At 72.6% G+C, this 16560-nt stretch carries 19 protein-coding genes and 1 riboswitch; of the genes, 12 read left to right on the top strand and 7 right to left on the bottom strand.

Features of this window, described 5'->3' with window-relative positions:
- The first annotated feature begins 48 nt into the window (after window positions 1-48).
- On the top strand, window positions 49-1176 hold the full coding sequence (locus ACZ5CZ_RS19910; RefSeq protein WP_468944453.1) for an 8-amino-7-oxononanoate synthase: 1128 nt from the start codon (window positions 49-51) through the stop codon (window positions 1174-1176).
- Between the two features lie 65 nt (window positions 1177-1241).
- Here the strand turns inward: ACZ5CZ_RS19910 and ACZ5CZ_RS19905 are convergent, their stop codons facing one another.
- Together ACZ5CZ_RS19905 and ACZ5CZ_RS19900 are read right to left on the bottom strand one after the other, a co-directional pair.
- The gene (locus ACZ5CZ_RS19905) at window positions 1242-1463 is read right to left on the bottom strand and encodes a DUF397 domain-containing protein (protein WP_385844250.1); all 222 of its coding nucleotides are present in this window, start codon (window positions 1461-1463) and stop codon (window positions 1242-1244) included.
- Window positions 1464-1473: 10 nt separating this feature from the next.
- On the bottom strand, window positions 1474-2334 hold the full coding sequence (locus tag ACZ5CZ_RS19900) for a helix-turn-helix domain-containing protein (RefSeq protein WP_450788901.1): 861 nt from the start codon (window positions 2332-2334) through the stop codon (window positions 1474-1476).
- A 223-nt stretch (window positions 2335-2557) separates the two neighbouring features.
- Between ACZ5CZ_RS19900 and ACZ5CZ_RS19895 the strand changes: the two genes are divergently transcribed.
- Entirely contained in the window at window positions 2558-3043 is a 486-nt protein-coding gene (locus ACZ5CZ_RS19895) for an ATP-binding protein (RefSeq protein WP_468944448.1), read from the top strand.
- A 51-nt stretch (window positions 3044-3094) separates the two neighbouring features.
- Here the strand turns inward: ACZ5CZ_RS19895 and ACZ5CZ_RS19890 are convergent, their stop codons facing one another.
- From ACZ5CZ_RS19890 to ACZ5CZ_RS19880, 3 genes are all read right to left on the bottom strand, one after another.
- Window positions 3095-3568 carry a C40 family peptidase gene (locus ACZ5CZ_RS19890; RefSeq protein ID WP_385844255.1) on the bottom strand — a complete coding sequence of 158 codons (474 nt, stop codon included), beginning with the start codon at window positions 3566-3568 and terminating at the stop codon, window positions 3095-3097.
- Between the two features lie 3 nt (window positions 3569-3571).
- Window positions 3572-3717, bottom strand: a riboswitch (cyclic di-AMP (ydaO/yuaA leader).
- Window positions 3718-4135: 418 nt separating this feature from the next.
- On the bottom strand, window positions 4136-4444 hold the full coding sequence (locus ACZ5CZ_RS19885; protein WP_385844256.1) for a hypothetical protein: 309 nt from the start codon (window positions 4442-4444) through the stop codon (window positions 4136-4138).
- Window positions 4445-4449: 5 nt separating this feature from the next.
- Window positions 4450-5085: an ATP-dependent Clp protease proteolytic subunit gene (locus tag ACZ5CZ_RS19880; RefSeq protein WP_385844257.1), complete on the bottom strand. Its 636-nt coding sequence runs from the start codon at window positions 5083-5085 to the stop codon at window positions 4450-4452.
- A 76-nt stretch (window positions 5086-5161) separates the two neighbouring features.
- Between ACZ5CZ_RS19880 and ACZ5CZ_RS19875 the strand changes: the two genes are divergently transcribed.
- The 8 genes from ACZ5CZ_RS19875 (at window position 5162) to ACZ5CZ_RS19840 (ending at window position 11963) form a co-directional block, all read left to right on the top strand.
- Entirely contained in the window at window positions 5162-5440 is a 279-nt protein-coding gene (locus ACZ5CZ_RS19875) for a type II toxin-antitoxin system Phd/YefM family antitoxin (RefSeq protein ID WP_385844258.1), read from the top strand.
- A gap of 226 nt (window positions 5441-5666) precedes the next feature.
- The gene (locus tag ACZ5CZ_RS19870) at window positions 5667-5969 is read left to right on the top strand and encodes an urease subunit gamma (RefSeq protein WP_385844260.1); all 303 of its coding nucleotides are present in this window, start codon (window positions 5667-5669) and stop codon (window positions 5967-5969) included.
- Window positions 5970-5977: 8 nt separating this feature from the next.
- Complete coding sequence (locus ACZ5CZ_RS19865) at window positions 5978-6289, top strand: urease subunit beta (protein WP_385844262.1); 312 nt, start codon at window positions 5978-5980, stop codon at window positions 6287-6289.
- Window positions 6282-8003, top strand: a complete 1722-nt coding sequence (locus ACZ5CZ_RS19860) for an urease subunit alpha (RefSeq protein WP_468944441.1) — start codon at window positions 6282-6284, stop codon at window positions 8001-8003. The genes ACZ5CZ_RS19865 and ACZ5CZ_RS19860 overlap by 8 nt, the downstream gene beginning before the upstream one ends.
- Window positions 8003-8677, top strand: a complete 675-nt coding sequence (locus ACZ5CZ_RS19855) for an urease accessory protein UreF (protein ID WP_385844264.1) — start codon at window positions 8003-8005, stop codon at window positions 8675-8677. The genes ACZ5CZ_RS19860 and ACZ5CZ_RS19855 overlap by 1 nt, the downstream gene beginning before the upstream one ends.
- Window positions 8678-8755: 78 nt before the next feature.
- On the top strand, window positions 8756-9436 hold the full coding sequence (gene ureG, locus ACZ5CZ_RS19850) for an urease accessory protein UreG (protein WP_468944435.1): 681 nt from the start codon (window positions 8756-8758) through the stop codon (window positions 9434-9436).
- Complete coding sequence (locus tag ACZ5CZ_RS19845; protein WP_468944433.1) at window positions 9433-10191, top strand: urease accessory protein UreD; 759 nt, start codon at window positions 9433-9435, stop codon at window positions 10189-10191. Before ureG ends, ACZ5CZ_RS19845 begins: the two co-directional genes overlap by 4 nt.
- 173 nt (window positions 10192-10364) lie before the next feature.
- Window positions 10365-11963, top strand: coding sequence for an alpha/beta hydrolase (locus ACZ5CZ_RS19840; protein WP_468944431.1), 1599 nt, complete (start codon window positions 10365-10367; stop codon window positions 11961-11963).
- 80 nt (window positions 11964-12043) lie between these two features.
- Here ACZ5CZ_RS19840 and ACZ5CZ_RS19835 read toward each other — a convergent pair whose 3' ends face one another.
- Entirely contained in the window at window positions 12044-12763 is a 720-nt protein-coding gene (locus tag ACZ5CZ_RS19835) for a lysophospholipid acyltransferase family protein (RefSeq protein WP_385844270.1), read from the bottom strand.
- A gap of 49 nt (window positions 12764-12812) precedes the next feature.
- Window positions 12813-13910, bottom strand: coding sequence for an Lrp/AsnC family transcriptional regulator (locus ACZ5CZ_RS19830; RefSeq protein WP_468944427.1), 1098 nt, complete (start codon window positions 13908-13910; stop codon window positions 12813-12815).
- A gap of 112 nt (window positions 13911-14022) precedes the next feature.
- On the opposite strand from ACZ5CZ_RS19830, the gene ACZ5CZ_RS19825 reads away from it, so the two are divergent.
- Together ACZ5CZ_RS19825 and ACZ5CZ_RS19820 are read left to right on the top strand one after the other, a co-directional pair.
- On the top strand, window positions 14023-15243 hold the full coding sequence (locus tag ACZ5CZ_RS19825; RefSeq protein ID WP_385844272.1) for an MFS transporter: 1221 nt from the start codon (window positions 14023-14025) through the stop codon (window positions 15241-15243).
- Window positions 15240-16523, top strand: a complete 1284-nt coding sequence (locus ACZ5CZ_RS19820; protein WP_468944424.1) for an amidohydrolase — start codon at window positions 15240-15242, stop codon at window positions 16521-16523. The genes ACZ5CZ_RS19825 and ACZ5CZ_RS19820 overlap by 4 nt, the downstream gene beginning before the upstream one ends.
- Window positions 16524-16560: the final 37 nt, after the last annotated feature.

Below are 16560 nucleotides of genomic sequence, written 5' to 3'. Positions count from 1 at the left end.
TCGTGCCGCTAGGGTCTGTCCGCTACCTACAAAAGCACCGGAGGACCTATGGCGTTCGGCTGGATCGACGAGCAGGCCGAGGCGCGTCGCCGCGCCGGACTCGTACGCACCCTGCGCCCGCGCCCCGCCGAGTCACCGCTGCTGGACCTGGCCAGCAACGACTACCTGGGCCTCGCCCACCACCCCGAGACCGCCGAGGGCGCCGCCGCGGCCGCGCGCACCTGGGGCGGCGGTTCCACCGGGTCCCGGCTGGTCACCGGCAGCACCGAGCTGCACGCCGAGCTGGAACGCGAACTGGCCGACTTCTGCGGATTCGAGGCGGCCCTGGTCTTCTCCTCCGGGTACGCGGCCAACCTGGCCGCGGTCACCGCGCTCGGCCCGTACGGCTCGCTGATCGTCTCCGACGCGGGCAACCACGCCTCGCTCATCGACGGCTGCCGGCTCGCCCGCGGCGAGCGCCAGGTGGTCGGGCACGCCGACCCGGACGCGGTGCGCAAGGCGCTCGCCGGGCACGCGGGCCCGGCGATCGTGGTCTCCGACACGGTGTTCTCGGTCGACGGGGACCGGGCGCCGCTGGCCGCGCTGGCCGAGGCCTGCCGGGAGCACGGCGCCGGACTGGTGGTGGACGACGCCCACGGCCTGGGAGTGCTGGGCGACGGCGGCCGGGGCGCGCCGTACGCGGCGGGGCTCGCCGGGGCGGAGGATGTGGTGGTCACGGCCACCCTGTCCAAGTCGCTGGGCAGTCAGGGCGGGGTCGTGCTGGGCCCGGCACGGGTCATCGACCATCTGGTCAACGCGGCCCGGACCTTCATCTTCGACACCGGGCTGGCGCCCTCCGCGGTGGGCGCGGCGCTCGCGGCACTGCGGCTGCTGCGCCGCGAGCCCGGGCGGGCGGCCCGGGCTCGCGAGGTCGCGGCGGAGCTGCACGCACGGCTGACCGCCGCGGGGCTGGAAGCGGTGCGTCCGGACGCCGCGGTGGTCTCCGTGCGGGCTCCGTCCCCGGAGCAGGCGGTGCGCTGGGCGGCCGACTGCCGTACGGCGGGGCTGGCCGTGGGCTGCTTCCGTCCTCCTTCCGTGCCCGACGGCGTGTCGCGGCTGCGGCTGACCGCTCGCGCGGACCTCTCCGGGGCAGAGATCGAACGCGCGGTACGGGTGATCGACGAAACGCGACCATGAGTCGGCGTGACACGGCCGTGCTTCGCACACAGCGGTCAGGGGTGTCGGTCGGTGATCGGATCTGATCAGAGAGCGGTGACGAACCCGGCCCAGGTCTCGGGCGAGAAGAGCAGTGCGGGCCCGCCCGGGGCCTTCGAGTCGCGCACGGCGAGCAGCCCGGCCGGTGGGCCGGAGCGCGGCCGTGCCGTCTCCACGCAGTTGTTGGCTCCCGTGCTGTAGCTGCTGCGCAGCCAGTGCACGTCGTGCAGGTCGGTACTGGCAGGGACGTTCCGAGGCAGTGCGGTCATAGGTGCCTCCCTACGCGCCGTCGCCTATCTGGGCGAGGTAGTCCAACGAGTCCTCGGGGGAAAGGGCGTGGAACTGAAGGGTGGTGAAGGCCTCCGAGTAAGCCATGAGGTCTTCTTTCCGTTCCAGATAGAGGCTACTCGTCAATTGGTCGAGAACAACTACATCTAGATCAGAAGTGCTCGGAAATGAGAAGATAACGAAAGGCCCGGTGAGGCCGATATGTGCTCCGGCGTCGAAGGGCAGCACCTGGAGCCGCACCTGGGGCAGTCGGGCCGCCTCGGCCAGCCGCTGAAGCTGCCGGGCCATCACCTCGGGACCGCCGACCTCGCGGCGCAGCACCGCCTCGTCCAGTACGGCGCTCAGGGCCAGCGGCGGGTCGGAACGCAGGACGTCCTGGCGGGCCAGCCGCACCTCCACCAGCGCGTCCAGGCGCTCCTCGTCCAGGTCCTTCACGGCGGCCCGGGTCACCGCGCGGGCGTACTCGGCCGTCTGGAGCAGACCGGGCACGACCGTGGTCTCCAGGGTGCGCATCGCGCTCGCCTGCGACTCCAGGCTGATGAAGTCGCGATAGGTGGGCGGGATCACCCCGCGGTACGCGTGCCACCAGCGGTTCCGGCCGCCCGTGTCCTCGGACCCCGCCAACATCATCAGCATCTCGCGCAGTTGGCCGTCGTGGACGCCGTAGGCGTCGAGCAGTAACCGCAGATCGGCCGGTTTCACGCCGCTGGCGCCGGTCTCGATACGGCTCACTTTCGACTGGTGCCAGCCGACCAGCCGGGCCGCCTCACCGCTCGTGAGCCCGGCTCCGGTACGCAGCGTACGCAGTTCGTCGCCCAGTTTGCGGCGCCGCACCGCCGGACCGTTCTGCATGGGCTGCTCCTTACTCCGTCTGCTCGCCTCCCTGCCGCTGGAATACGGTCTCGCGTCGCAGAGTTCACCGCTTCGAGCGACAGATATATGCATATCTCGGTGGATCGCCCCCCGTGACCGGTCGGGTGATGGCAGTCTGACGGGCAAGCACCAGTCCGGGACCGTACTCGAACCGGCCGCTCCATGCCGGACACCGGTCCCGTGGGAAAGGGACGACGTCGCCATGGCAGACCATCTGGAAGCATCCGTCACTCTGCCGAGCGATCCCGCCTCGGTCTCCGCCGCCCGCTCCTATGTCGTGGGCACGCTCGCGGAGTGGGGCCTCCCCTCGGACGCCGACATCGCCGACACGGTACGGCTCATCGTCTCCGAACTCGCCACCAACGCCGTGCAGCACACCTTCGGGCAGTCACCCACCTTCACGGTCGACCTCGCGCTGGACCGTGACGAGCAGCTGCGCATCGGGGTCACGGACAGCCATCCGCGCTTTCCGAAGAGACTGCCCGCTGCCGTGCAGCAGGACAACGGCCGCGGCATGGTCATCATCCGCTGGCTCACCGCCGAGTGCGGAGGCAGGCTCCGTGTCCGGCCCACCCGGGAGGGCGGCAAGACGGTCTCGATCGAACTCCCCTGGGCCGTCCCCGCCGAGCCGGTACCGACGGCGGCACAGCGCCCCGAGGCGGCTCGCCGCGCCGACATCCGGCGCTGACGGCGTGCGGAGCGGCCACGGGCCCGAGGCCGCTCCACAGCCGGTGCCCGGTCAGCTGACCCGGCCGTACCAGACGCTCCGGGTCCAGATCTTCTGGAGCCTGACCACATCGCCGGACTTCGGGGCGTGCCAGATGTTGCCGTGGCCGGCGTAGATGCCGACGTGGTAGACGCTGGAACCCGAGTGGAAGAACACCAGGTCGCCCGCCTTGCGGTTGCGGGCCGAGATGTGGTGCGTCTTGTTGTACTGCCCGGCGGCGGTGCGCGGCAGGGTCTTGCCGGCCTTCTTGAACGAGTACAGCGTCAGACCCGAGCAGTCGAACCGGCGCGGTCCGGTGGCCCCCCACTGGTAGGGGGCGCCCTTCTTGGAGGCCGCGACCTGGAGCGCTTTCGAGGCCAGGGTCGCCGCCGAGGCGTCGGCGGACAGGCCCGGCACCGCGATCGAGCCGCCCACGGCGGCGAGGGTGAGAGCCGAGGCCGTACCGGCCCGGGCCATGAGCGACGGGACACGATTGAGCGCAGTCATGCGCAACCCTTCGTCAGCCGCCTGTGAAGGATGACCTGTCGGATTCGGGCTGGCGAAGTTGCCCGGCCGCATCGCTGCGGCTTCACCCCAAGGGTTGCTCGGCACGCCCGTTCGTCCAGGACGAACGTCCGCGTCGGCGACCCGTCTTGCTTGGGTCCTCCACTCCTGCCGATCCACTCCTGTCGACCGGTCATCCGGGTGGCGGCAGGACTCGGCGTCCGCCCGGACCGCCCCGCCGCGGTGGCGGGGGCTTGTCGTCAGACAGGGATCTTGGCTCACAGCTGTCCGAAAATCCCAATGAAATCGAGGATTTGTGGCGTTACTCACCACTCACCCGTTCGGGTGGACAGTGTTCCGTTCGAGCCGCCGTCAGATCCCGGACGTAGCCCCGGACCTGGGACGCAGCGGTTCCGGATGAGGCTCAAACATGGTCCGTGCGCAACTCGTGCGGACCGGAAACGGCGCCGGATATACACCGGTCGGCCGTACATCGTTCGGACCGTTTCCCGTGCGTCCCGAACGCCGCGTGTCGACGTCCGGGACCGGTCGGACCGCCGCCGCGTCCGGTCAGCCGGCGCCGTCGGACGGGAGCGTGACGCGCGCGGTACGGCGCTCGCCGTCCAGCACCCGCAAGGCCCGTGCCAGCGTGTGCCCGTGCAGCTCCGTCTCGCCCCGACGGTGCATCAGGTCGAGCGCGTCCCGCAGCTCGGTGGCCTTGCGCACCAGCGCCTGCGCCGCGCGCAGCCCGTGGTAGGTGTTCCCGGCGCGCGCGGGATTGATCCGGCCGAGCAGGTCGACGGACTCCAGGTAACGGTCGATCAACTCGCCCTCGGCGCGGGTCAGCGCGGGCAGCGGCGGCAGTTCCGGTGGCAGCATCGCGTTCACCCCGCGTCGGGGCCGGCGAGCGCGCCGCGCCGGCCGGGCACGATGCCGTCCACCAGGCCGTAGGCCAGCGCGCCCGGGGCGTCCAGCACCAGGTCCCGCTCCAGGTCCCGGTGCACCTGCTCCGCCGTGCGCCCGGTGTGCCGTACCAGTATCTCCTCCATCAGAGCCCGGGTGCGGGCCAACTCCTCGGCCTGGATGACCAGGTCGCTCGGCTGGCCCCGCACGGGCTCGGGCAGCCGCGGCTGGTCGATCACCATGCGTGCGCCCGGCAGGGTGAACCGCTTGCCCGGGGCGCCGGCCGCGACCAGGACCGCCGCGTAGGAGGCGGCCTGGCCCAGGCAGTAGGTCGCCACGTCGCAACCGACGTACTGCATCGTGTCGTAGACCGCGGTCAGCGCCGCGAAGGTGCCGCCGGGGGAGTTGACGTACAGCGTGATGTCCCGGTCCGGCGCGGCGTGTTCCAGATACATGAACTGCGCCATCACGTCGTTGGCGGCCGCCTCGTCGAGTGGCGTGCCGAGGAACACCACCCGGTCCTCGAAGAGCTTCGCGTACGGATCGAGCGTGCGCACGGTACTGCCCGTGCGCTCGGTGAACTCGGGCAGGACATGGCGGGCGAACGGTCGGGACATGAGCACACCCCTCCTCGGAGCGAGAACCTCGGTCTGTAAAAAATGTACAGGACGTACGTGACGTTAGAATGAGGTCATGGCCTATGAGATTCCGGTGACGCAAGCCAGGGCCGAGCTGGCCGACCTGATCAACCGCGTGGTGTACGGCGGTGAGCGCGTCGTGGTGACCCGGCATGGAAAGCCGCTGGTCGCGCTGGTCTCGGCCGCCGATCTGGAGCGGCTCGACACGCTCGACGAGCCGGCCGAGGAGCAGGTCGTCAGCACGGTGTCGGGAGTCCAGGAGGCCGGTTCCGCCGTGCGTGAACAGCAGCGGTTCGGCCTCGCGGCCGAGCACCGGAGGCCGGGCATGCGCTGAGCCGCGCGGGTATGTGCGAGTCCATCGCGCGGTCATGCCGTGATCAAGGTCTGGTTAACGTCGTTGAAACTCCGGCGAACTAGCCTGCCGATCCACGCCACCAGGGGTTTTTCTGCCCGGATTGTCGCCGAAACTGCGATGTGTCTGTGTGTTACATCTATCCCCGTCGTGGTGGCTGCGGCAGCCGGACCCCGCACGGTCCGGAGCAAGGACTGTGAGGTGGGACGTGCAACTGACCCCGCACGAGCAAGAGCGACTGCTCATTCACGTGGCGGCCGACGTGGCCGAGAAGCGCAGGGCCCGCGGCCTCAGGCTCAACCACCCGGAGGCGGTCGCCCTCATCACGTCGCACATCCTGGAGGGCGCGCGGGACGGCCGTACCGTCGCCGAACTGATGTCCTCCGGCCGCAAGCTGCTCACCAGGGACGACGTCATGGACGGCATCGCGGAGATGATCCACGACGTCCAGGTCGAGGCCACCTTCCCGGACGGCACCAAGCTCGTCACCGTCCACGAGCCGATCGTCTGAGGGCCGCGATGATCCCCGGAGAGATCCTGTTCGCGGACGACCCCGTGCCCTTCAACGAGGGCCGCGAGGTCACCGCGCTCACCGTCCTCAACGCCGCCGACCGGCCGGTCCAGGTCGGCTCCCACTACCACTTCGCCGAGGCCAACCCCGGGCTGGAGTTCGACCGTGCCGCCGCCCGCGGCAAGCGGCTGAACGTCGCCGCGGGCACCGCCGTGCGCTTCGAGCCCGGCATCCCCGTCGACGTCGAACTCGTCCCCCTCGCCGGCGCCCGGGTCGTGCCGGGGCTGCGCGGGGAGACCGGAGGGGCCCTCGATGCCTGAGATCAGCCGCGCCGCCTACGCCGATCTGTTCGGCCCCACCACCGGCGACCGCATCCGGCTCGCCGACACCGACCTGCTGATCGAGATCGAGGAGGACCGCTCCGGCGGCCCCGGCACCTCCGGGGACGAGTCGGTCTTCGGTGGCGGCAAGGTCATCCGCGAGTCGATGGGCCAGTCCCGCGCGACCCGCGCCGAGGGCACCCCCGACACCGTGATCACCGGTGCCGTCGTCGTCGACCACTGGGGCGTCGTCAAGGCCGACGTGGGCATCCGGGACGGCCGGATCACCGCGCTCGGCAAGGCGGGCAACCCGGACACCATGGACGGTGTCCACCCCGACCTGGTCATCGGCCCCGAGACCGAGATCATCGCGGGCAACGGACGGATCCTCACCGCCGGTGCCATCGACGCGCACGTCCACTTCATCTGCCCCCAGGTCGCCGACGAGGCACTGGCCTCCGGCATCACCACCCTGGTCGGCGGCGGCACCGGACCCGCCGAGGGCTCCAAGGCCACCACCGTCACCCCCGGCCCCTGGCACCTGGCCCGGATGCTGGAGGCGATGGAGGCCTACCCGGTCAACGTCGGCCTGCTCGGCAAGGGCAACACCGTCTCGCACGAGGCGATGCTCTCCCAGATCCGCGGCGGCGCCGTCGGCCTGAAGCTGCACGAGGACTGGGGCTCCACCCCGGCCGTCATCGACGCCGCGCTCACCGTCGCCGACCGCACCGGCATCCAGGTCGCGATCCACACCGACACGCTGAACGAGGCGGGCTTCGTCGCCGACACCCTCGCCGCGATAGGCGGCCGGGGCATCCACTCGTACCACACCGAGGGCGCCGGCGGCGGGCACGCGCCGGACATCATGACGGTCGTCTCCCAGCCCAACGTGCTGCCCAGCTCCACCAACCCGACCCGGCCGTTCACCGTCAACACCGCCGAGGAACACCTCGACATGCTGATGGTGTGCCACCACCTCAACCCGGCGGTCCCCGAGGACCTGGCCTTCGCCGAGTCCCGGATCCGGCCGTCCACCATCGGCGCGGAGGACATCCTGCACGACCTCGGCGCGATCTCGATCATCTCCTCCGACGCCCAGGCCATGGGCCGCGTCGGCGAGGTCGTCCTGCGCACCTGGCAGACGGCGCACGTGATGAAGCGCCGGCGGGGCGCGCTGCCGGGCGACGGCCGCGCCGACAACCACCGGGTACGGCGCTATGTCGCCAAGTACACGATCAACCCGGCGCTCGCCCAGGGCCTCGCCGCCGAGATCGGCTCGGTGGAGACCGGCAAACTCGCCGACCTGGTGCTGTGGGAGCCCGCCTTCTTCGGGGTCAAGCCGCTCCTCGTACTCAAGGGCGGACAGATCGCCTACGCGCAGATGGGCGACGCCAACGCCTCCATCCCCACCCCGCAGCCCATCCTGCCGCGCCCCATGTACGGCGCGATCGGCCGCGCCCCGGCCGGCAACTCGGTCAACTTCGTCTCCCAGGAGGCGATCGAGGACGGGCTGCCGCAGCGGCTGGGGCTCGGCAAGCGGTTCGCGGCGATCGAGTCCACGCGCGGGGTCACCAAGGCCGACATGCGGGAGAACGACGCCCGGCCGGACGTCCGGATCGACCCCGACAGCTTCGCCGTGCGCATCGACGGCGAACTGGTCGAGGCCACCCCGGCCGCCGAACTGCCCATGGCCCAGCGTTACTTCCTCTTCTGATGTCCAGGGCAGCACTGCTCGTCCTGGCCGACGGCCGGTTCCCCGCCGGAGGGCACGCGCACTCCGGCGGGGCGGAGGCCGCGGTCAAGGCGGGCCGGATCACCTGCGCCGCGAGCCTGGAGGACTTCTGCCGGGGCCGGCTGCACACCGCAGGGCGGGTCGCGGGCGCGCTGGCGGCCGCCGCCGTACTCGGCGCCGACCCGGGGGAGCTGGACGCCGCGGCGGACGCCCGTACGCCGTCCCCCGCCCTGCGGACCGCCGCGCGCCGCCTCGGCCGGCAGCTGCTGCGGGCCGCCCGGGCGAGCTGGCCGTCGGCCGAACTCGACGCGCTGGCCCGGGCGTTCCCCAAGGGCGCCCATCAGCCGGTGGTGCTCGGGCTGGCCGCGCGGGCGGCCGGACTCACGCCCGAGGACGCGGCGTACTGCGCGGTCTACGAGAGCGTCAGCGGACCGGCGACGGCCACCGTCCGGCTGCTCAGCCTCGACCCCTTCGACGCCACCGGGGTGCTGGCCCGGCTGGCGCCGGAACTGGACCGCGTCGCCGACGCGGCGGTGACGGCGGCGCGCCGGGTGGCCGCCGACGGGGTCGACGCGCTGCCCGCCGCCTCGGCACCGGTGCTGGAGGTCATGGCGGAGGCGCACGCGGCCTGGCCGGTGCGGCTGTTCGCGTCCTGACCCCGCCCCTTCGCCCCCGAACAGCTTGGACCACACGTGGCCGTCCCCTCACCCGGCCACTCGCACAAGGAGCCGCACATGCACCTCGACCACGACCACTCCGGCCCCGCCGCCGTCAGCGCCGACGCGGGCCGGCCCGACGGATCGCGCCGTGCGCTGCGCATCGGGCTCGGCGGGCCCGTCGGGTCCGGGAAGACCGCCACCGTCGCCGCGCTCTGCCGGGCGCTGCGCGACGAACTGTCCCTCGCGGTCGTCACCAACGACATCTACACCCGTGAGGACGCCGAGTTCCTGCTGCGGGAGGCCGTGCTGCCGCCCGAGCGGATCACGGCCGTCGAGACCGGCGCCTGCCCGCACACCGCCATCCGCGACGACATCTCCGCCAACCTGGAGGCCGTCGAGGACCTGGAGGACGCCGTCGGCCCGCTGGACCTGATCCTGGTCGAGTCCGGCGGCGACAACCTCACCGCCACCTTCTCCAAGGGGCTCGTGGACGCGCAGATCTTCGTCATCGACGTGGCCGGCGGCGACGACATCCCGCGCAAGGGCGGCCCCGGTGTCACCACCGCCGACCTGCTCGTCGTCAACAAGACCGACCTCGCCCCGTACGTCGGCTCCGACCTCACCCGGATGGCCGCCGACGCCACGGCGCAGCGGGCCCAACTCCCTGTGGTGTTCCAGTCGTTGCGGAGCGACAAGGGCGTCGCCGACGTCGCCGCCTGGGTCCGGGACCGGCTCGCCGCGTGGACGAAGGCATGACCGCCACCGGCGTACGGGCGAGCGCGCGGATCGTCGCCCGCGCCGACGGGCGCGGCGGTACCGCGCTGCCCGTCCTGGACGGCGAGGGCCCGCTGGCGCTGCGCCGGACCCGGGCGAGCGGCGCCGGCGCGCGGGTGATGGTCGTCGGCGCGATGAGCGGGCCCCTCGGCGGCGACCGGTTCCAGCTGCACGCCCGGGTCGAGGCGGGCGCCCTGCTGCACGTCGGCTCGGCCGCGGCCACCCTCGCGCTGCCCGGCCAGGCCGGCGGCGAGGCCCGCTACGACGTCCGGCTCGAGGTGGCCGACGACGCCGAACTGCACTGGATGCCCGAGCAGTTGATCTCGGCGAAGGGCAGCGATCTGTGTGTCGCCACCCGCGCCGAACTCGCCGCCGGGGCCCGGCTCGTGCTGCGCGAGGAGCAGGTGCTCGGCCGGGCCGGGGAGCAGCCGGGCCGGCTCACCAGCCGGCTGACCGTACGGGTGGCGGGCCGTACCGTGCTCGACCAGGAACTGTCCTGCGGACCCGGGGCACCGGGCGGATGGGACGGTCCCGCGGTGCTCGCCGGGCACCGGGCGGTCGGCCAACTCCTCGTGGTGCGGCCCGAGTTCGCGCAGCACCTGGTGGAGGGGCGGATGCTGGGGGAGAGCGCCGCGCTGATCCCCCTGGCCGGGCCGGCGGTCCTGGTCAGCGCCGTGGCGCCGGACGCCCTGCGGCTGCGGCGCCTCCTGGACGAGTCGTTGGCCTCCCTCGGCTGAACGCGCCCCCGCCAGGCGGCCCGGTGAACACCCCCTCCCACCAACGGACATGACCATCCGTTTATCGGATTGGTAAAGATGAGCGGCATCCTCTGTTCTCGGGCCGCTCACAGCCGAAAGGATCCGCCGACTGACCAACTCGCAGCGATGCCTATGCAGGGGGAGGGGCCCTCTTGAGGGACAACAGACCGAAGAGCCGTCTACTGGCGCTCGGTTCCGCCGGAGCACTCGTCACCGCCACGCTGATCGCCGGTGCCGTGTCCGCGCCCGCCGCCGGCGCCGTCGGCCGGCCGAGCCAGGACCGCGAGGCCAGGGGAGCCGCGATAGCCGCCGCCCGGGCCGCCGAGACCGGCATCGACTGGCAGGACTGCCCGGCCGACTGGGGGCTGGAGAAGCCCATCCAGTGCGGCTGGGTCAGCGTGCCGCTGGACTACGCCCACCCGTACGGCGAGCAGATCCAGCTCGCCGTCGACCGCATCGGCAACACCGGCACCCCGGCCGAGCGGCAGGGCGCCCTCGTCTACAACCCGGGCGGCCCCGGCGGCTCCGGGCTGCGCTTCCCGCGCCGGGTCACCACCAAGAACGCCGTCTGGGCGAACGTCGCCAAGGCCTATGACTTCGTCGGCTTCGACCCGCGCGGTGTCGGCCACTCCACGCCCATCTCCTGCGCGGACCCGCAGGAGTACGTGAAGGCGCCGAAGATGGACCCGGTGCCGGACACCGAGGCCGACAAGACCGCCCAGCGCGCGCTCGCCCGCGACTACGCCGACGGCTGCCTGGACCGCACCGGCCGCGCGATGCTCCAGCAGATGACCACCCCGAACACGGCCCGCGACCTGGACGTCATCCGCGCCGCGCTCGGCGAGCAGAAGCTCAACTACCTCGGTGTCTCCTACGGCACCTACCTCGGCGCCGTCTACGGCACGCTCTTCCCGGGCCATCTGCGCCGCATGATCGTGGACAGCGTGGTCAACCCCTCCCGCGAGAACATCTGGTACCAGGCCAACCTGGAGCAGGACATCGCCTTCGAGGGCCGCTGGAAGGACTGGGAGGACTGGGTCGCCGCGAACGACGCCGTCTTCCACCTCGGCACCACCCGGGACGCCGTCCAGGCCCAGTGGCTCCAGCTGCGCGCCACCGCCAAGAAGAACCCCATCGGCGGGGTCGTCGGCCCGGCCGAGCTGATCTCCTTCTTCCAGAAGGCGCCGTACTACGACTCCTCGTGGGTGCCGGTCGCCACCGCGTTCGCCAAGGCCGTCGCAGGTGACACCCAGCCCCTGATCGCCGCCGCCGCGCCCGACCCGACGAACACCGCGGGCAACATATCCGCGGAGAACAGCAACGCCGTCTACACGGCCGTCGAGTGCACCGACGCCAAGTGGCCCACCAACTGGCGCACCTGGGACCGGGACAACACCCGGCTCAACCGCGACTATCCCTTCTTGACCTGGTCCAACGCCTGGATGAACCTCCCCTGTGCCAGCTGGCCGGTCAAGCAGCACCACCCGGTCGACGTCACCACCCACGAGGGCCTGCCGCCGGTGCTCATCGTGCAGTCCACCCGGGACGCCGCCACCCCGTACCAGGGCGCGGTCGAACTGCACCAGCGCTTCGACGGCTCCCGCCTGATCACCGAGAAGGACGCGGGCTCCCACGGGGTGACCGGCCTGGTCAACCCGTGCATCAACCAGCGCGTCGACGCCTATCTGCTCGCCGGCACGCTGGACGACGCGGACGTGACCTGCGCTCCGCACGCCACGCCCAAGCCGTGACCGCGTTCGTACGATGACGGGGGGGGGGGGGGGGGGGGCGGGGGGGCCCCCCCCCCCCCCCCCCCCCCCCCCCCCCCCGCTCAACTCCGCGGCGGCCGCGGGAGCTTGCGGGTGTTGCCCGAGGCTGCCTGCCGCTCCTTGACGACCGCCGCGTACTCGTCGACGTACTCCTGCCCGGACAGCGTGAGGATCGCGTACATGATCTCGTCGGTGACGGCCCGCAGGACGGCCTTCTCGTGCTCCATCCCGGCGTACCGGGAGAAGTCCAGCGGAGTGCCGAAGCGGATGGTGACCGGGCGGATCCGCGGGACCACCCGCCCGGGCGGCTGCGCCTCGAAGGTGCCGATCATCGCGCACGGCACCACCGGCACACCCGCCGTGAGCGCCATCACCGCGACCCCCACCTTGCCCTTGTAGAGCCGCCCGTCGTGCGAGCGCGTCCCTTCCGGGTAGACGCCGAGCAACTCGCCCCTGCCGAGCACCCCGAGCCCCTCGCGGATCGCGGCCCGGCCCGCCTCCCGGCCCGAGCGGTCCACCGGGATCTGCCCGGCGCTGCGGAAGAAGAACGCGGTCAGCCGCCCCTTCACCCCCGGCCCGGTGAAGTACTCCGCCTTGGCGAGGAAGGTGATGCGCCGCTTCAGCATCGCTGGCATCAGAAAGTGGTCCGAGAAGGAGAGATGGTTGCCGGCGACGATGGCCGGGCCGTGCGCCGGCACGTTCTCCAGGCCCTCGATCCGGGGCCGGAAGACCAGCCGGAGCAAGGGGCCCAGCAGCACGTACTTGAGCAGGTAGTAGAACACGGCTCACCCTCCGCCCGGTCCGTATCCGACCAGGCTGACCCCTGCCGGGTCACCTGACAAGCGGGTGCGGCGGCTCGGGCGGCGCGAACGGCACCCGGCCGGCGGCCCGGCCGTGGGCGTCGAGCAGCCGGCCCATCCGCTTCGGCGAGTGCAGCACCACCGTGCGGTCCTTCACCTCCAGCATCGGGAAGCGGTCCGCGAGCAGCGCCTCGAACGGGTCGACCGAACCCAGCTCGGGCAGCCACACCAGCACGAGCAGGTTGTACCGGCCGCTCACCGAGGCGCACATCCGCACCTGGTCGAGGCGGGCCAGGGCGTTTCCGGTGTGGGCGAGATGGACGTGCGGCACATGGGCGCGGTAGACGACCGTCGTCGACAGCCCGGCGAGCTGGTGCGCCAGATCGCAGCGGATGGTGACGTCCCCCGCCCGCAGCATGCGCCCGAGCCGGCGGCGAACCGTGTGCTCGCTCAGGCCCGTCACCGCCGCCAGTTCGGTGTAGCCGAGCCGGCCGTCCTCGGCGAGCGCGTCGAGCATGGCCCGGTCCTCACGCGCGGGCCCGCCGTGCGTGCGCGCGCTGTACGGCGCGCGGGCCGACGGCCGGGCGTCGCCGAGGGCGGCACGGTCGGCCGGGCCCATCGCCCGGGTGCGCCAGTCGCTGCCCTCGCCGTACTGCGTGATCCCCAGCAGGGTGCGGATCGTACGGACCCCGCGCAGCCCGCCGATCTCCTCGCGCACCGCCCGGCCCAGCGTGCCGAGGTCGGGCGCCGCCACCCCGAGGAACAGATCGAAGTCACCGGCGGTCTCGTCCACGCTGAACACCCACGGCAGCCGGGCCACCGCGGCGCTCACCGACTCCAGACGGCGGGGCCGGCACCGCACCTCCACATGGGCGACCGTGAGCGTCTTCGCCGCGTCGTACGCCGTGATCCAGGCCAGTCCGCCCGCGCGCAGCCGCTCCCAGCGCCGGGCCGCCGTGGTCGCGTCCACGCCCAGCGCCCGGCCGATCCGGGACCAGGGGGCGCGGGGCGCGGTCTGCAAGGCGTCGACGAGCGCCAGATCCAGCTCGGAGAAGCGGAGGCTGCCGGAATCCGGCAGAGCAGAGGCCTCGCTGATGGTTTCCGGCAATTTCCGAGGTGTTCCGCTCATGGGCCGGATCGTAAGGGCACTTCCCGCCGGGCCGCAGCCCTCCCGGCCGTACCGAACCGCCCCCGAGCCACCCGTGAGGCCCCGCGCCGCATCCGAGCCCGAGAGGAGTGCCGTGTCCCGGACCGTCCGGACCACCGTCACCCTGCTCTTCGCCGCCTGGCTGGTCGACTACGCCGACCGCCTCGTGATCAACCTCGCCCTGCCCTCGCTCGGCCACGAGTTCCGGCTCGGGCACGGCGCGCAGGGCTTGCTGGTCTCCGCGTTCTTCCTCGCGTACGCCCTCTGCCAGATCCCCGGCGGCATGCTCAGCGACCGGTTCGGGGCACGCCGGGTGACCTGCTGGGCGCTGCTGCTGTGGTCCGTGTTCACCGCCCTCACCGGGTTCGCCCGGTCCTTCGCCGTGCTGCTCGTCGTACGGTTCCTGTTCGGCATGGCCGAGGGTGCCTTCCCGCCGGCCTCCACCACGCTGCTGGTGGAGCGGACCACGCCCGCGCAGCGGATGGGCGCCAACGGCCTGATCCTCAGCTCCAACGCGTTCGCCGCGGTCCTGGTCCCGCTCCTCGCCGCCCCGCTGATCAGCGCCTTCGGCTGGCGCTCGGCCTTCTTCTCGACGGCCGCCCTCGGCGTGCTCGTCCTGGGGGCGCTACGGCTGTGGCTGCCGGCCCCGCTCGACGGCGGCGGCACCCCGGCCCCGGCCGGCCGGGAGGTGCTGGGGCAGGTGCTGCGCACCGGTGTGCTGTGGCGCTTCGCCGGGATGATGTACGGCTACAACACCATCGTCTGGGGCCTGACCACCTGGGTGCCCACCTACCTCGACGACGACCGCGGGGTCTCCCTCACCTCGATCGGCGCCCTGGCCGCCGTACCGGCGCTCGGCGCGGCCATCGCCACGATCGTCGGCGGGCGGCTGGCCGACCGGCTCGGCGGGCACCACCGCACGGTGATCGTGCCCGCCATGGCGGTGTCCGCGCTCGCCCTGGCGCTGCTGGCCGTGGTCTCCTCGCTCACCGGCTTCCTCGTCCTGGTCGCGGTGGCCGTCTCCGTCGCCTCCCTCGCCTACATGCCGATCTTCGCCGTGCCGCTGCGCGCGCTGCCGCCCGGTCGGGTCGGTGTGGGCAGCGCCGTGATCGTCTTCGGTGGCCAGCTGGCCGGCATGATCACCCCGCCGGTCCTGGGCGTCCTCGCCGACGCCTTCTCCTTCCGGGCCGCCTTCGCCTGTCTGGTCCTGGGCGCGGTCGCCGCCGCCGTCATGGCGTGGCTGACCCCGCAGGACGCCGACGCGTTCCGCGCGGCCGCCCTCCTTTCCGACGCACGCACTCTGGAGCCCTCATGACCCTCGCCCCCCTGCTCGCCGGACTCCCGGACCGCCTGCCCGGCCTGCTCGCCCTCTACCAGGACCTGCACGCCCACCCCGAGCTGTCCTTCCAGGAGTTCCGCACCGCCCGGACCGTGGCCGCCCGCCTGCGCGAGCAGGGCTGGGAGGTCACCGAGGGAGTCGGCGGCACCGGTGTGGTCGGCGTCCTCGCGAACGGCCCCGGGCCGGTCGTCCTGCTGCGCGCCGACATGGACGCCCTGCCGGTCAAGGAGGAGACGGGACTGCCGTACGCCTCCACCGCGACCGGCACCGACGCCCGCGGCGAGGAGGTGCCCGTGATGCACGCCTGCGGGCACGACATGCACGTCACCTGCCTGCTCGGCGCCACCGCCCTGCTGGCCGCCGCCCGGGACCACTGGCGGGGCACGGTGGTCGCGGTGTTCCAGCCCGCCGAGGAGGTCGGCGGGGCCGCGGTGATGGTCGGTGACGGCTTCGCGGACCGCTTTCCCCGGCCCGACGTCTGCCTCGGCCAGCATGTGGCCCCCGCCCCCGCCGGGGTCGTCGGCACCCGCCCCGGACCGGTGATGGCGGCCTCCGACAGCTTCCGCATCACCCTGTTCGGGCGGGGCGGACACGGCTCCAGCCCGGAGCTGACCGTGGACCCGATCGTCATGGCGGCCGCGGTCGTCACCCGCCTGCAGACCGTCGTCTCCCGCGAGATCGGCGCCAACCAGGCCGCCGTGGTGACGGTCGGCTCGATCCACAGCGGTACGAAGGAGAACATCATCCCGGACACCGCCGAACTGACCGTCAACATCCGCTCCACCACCACGGCGGTGCGCGAACGGGTGCTGGCGGCGGTCGAGCGGATCGTGCGGGCCGAGGCCGCCGCCTCAGGCGCCCCCAAGGACCCGCAGATCGAACCCCTCAAGTCCTTCCCGGTCCTGTCCAACGACCCCGCGGCCACCGCCGCCGTCCAGACCGCCCTGACCGGCGCGCTCGGCGAGGGACGCGTCCTCGCCCTGCCCCAGCCCATCACCGGCAGCGAGGACTTCGGCATCTTCGGCACCACCCTCGGCGTCCCCTCCGTCTTCTGGCACTTCGGCGGCGCCGACCCTGCCCTCTACACCGGCGTCTCCCTCACCGGCCTGCTGGAGAACGGCCTGCCCTCGCACATCCCGTCCAACCACTCCCCGCACTTCGCGCCCCTGCCGAGGCCGGCCATCCAGACCGGCGTGACGACCCTGCTGGCGGCGGCCGCGCACTGGCTGTGCCCGGCGGCGCCTGCCTCCGCCTGACCTTTTCCGCCGTACGCCAAGAGGCCCCGGGAGATTC

The organism is Streptomyces sp. NPDC031418, assembly GCF_055581605.1.
Note: the sequence above shows the minus strand (reverse complement) of the source record. Positions and strands in the feature narration are given on the sequence as shown.

Excerpts from the sequence above, each read along its gene's own strand:
- ACZ5CZ_RS19895 (WP_468944448.1), top strand. The coding sequence starts at position 2,558 with ATGGCAGACCATCTGGAAGCATCCGTCACTCTGCCGAGCGATCCCGCC.
- ACZ5CZ_RS19905 (WP_385844250.1), bottom strand. The coding sequence starts at position 1,463 with ATGACCGCACTGCCTCGGAACGTCCCTGCCAGTACCGACCTGCACGAC.
- ACZ5CZ_RS19860 (WP_468944441.1), top strand. The coding sequence starts at position 6,282 with ATGCCTGAGATCAGCCGCGCCGCCTACGCCGATCTGTTCGGCCCCACC.
- ACZ5CZ_RS19900 (WP_450788901.1), bottom strand. The coding sequence starts at position 2,334 with ATGCAGAACGGTCCGGCGGTGCGGCGCCGCAAACTGGGCGACGAACTG.
- ACZ5CZ_RS19865 (WP_385844262.1), top strand. The coding sequence starts at position 5,978 with ATGATCCCCGGAGAGATCCTGTTCGCGGACGACCCCGTGCCCTTCAAC.
- ACZ5CZ_RS19855 (WP_385844264.1), top strand. The coding sequence starts at position 8,003 with ATGTCCAGGGCAGCACTGCTCGTCCTGGCCGACGGCCGGTTCCCCGCC.
- ACZ5CZ_RS19820 (WP_468944424.1), top strand. The coding sequence starts at position 15,240 with ATGACCCTCGCCCCCCTGCTCGCCGGACTCCCGGACCGCCTGCCCGGC.
- ACZ5CZ_RS19880 (WP_385844257.1), bottom strand. The coding sequence starts at position 5,085 with ATGTCCCGACCGTTCGCCCGCCATGTCCTGCCCGAGTTCACCGAGCGC.
- ACZ5CZ_RS19910 (WP_468944453.1), top strand. The coding sequence starts at position 49 with ATGGCGTTCGGCTGGATCGACGAGCAGGCCGAGGCGCGTCGCCGCGCC.
- ACZ5CZ_RS19830 (WP_468944427.1), bottom strand. The coding sequence starts at position 13,910 with ATGAGCGGAACACCTCGGAAATTGCCGGAAACCATCAGCGAGGCCTCT.
- ACZ5CZ_RS19890 (WP_385844255.1), bottom strand. The coding sequence starts at position 3,568 with ATGACTGCGCTCAATCGTGTCCCGTCGCTCATGGCCCGGGCCGGTACG.
- ACZ5CZ_RS19845 (WP_468944433.1), top strand. The coding sequence starts at position 9,433 with ATGACCGCCACCGGCGTACGGGCGAGCGCGCGGATCGTCGCCCGCGCC.
- ACZ5CZ_RS19885 (WP_385844256.1), bottom strand. The coding sequence starts at position 4,444 with ATGCTGCCACCGGAACTGCCGCCGCTGCCCGCGCTGACCCGCGCCGAG.
- ureG (WP_468944435.1), top strand. The coding sequence starts at position 8,756 with ATGCACCTCGACCACGACCACTCCGGCCCCGCCGCCGTCAGCGCCGAC.
- ACZ5CZ_RS19875 (WP_385844258.1), top strand. The coding sequence starts at position 5,162 with ATGGCCTATGAGATTCCGGTGACGCAAGCCAGGGCCGAGCTGGCCGAC.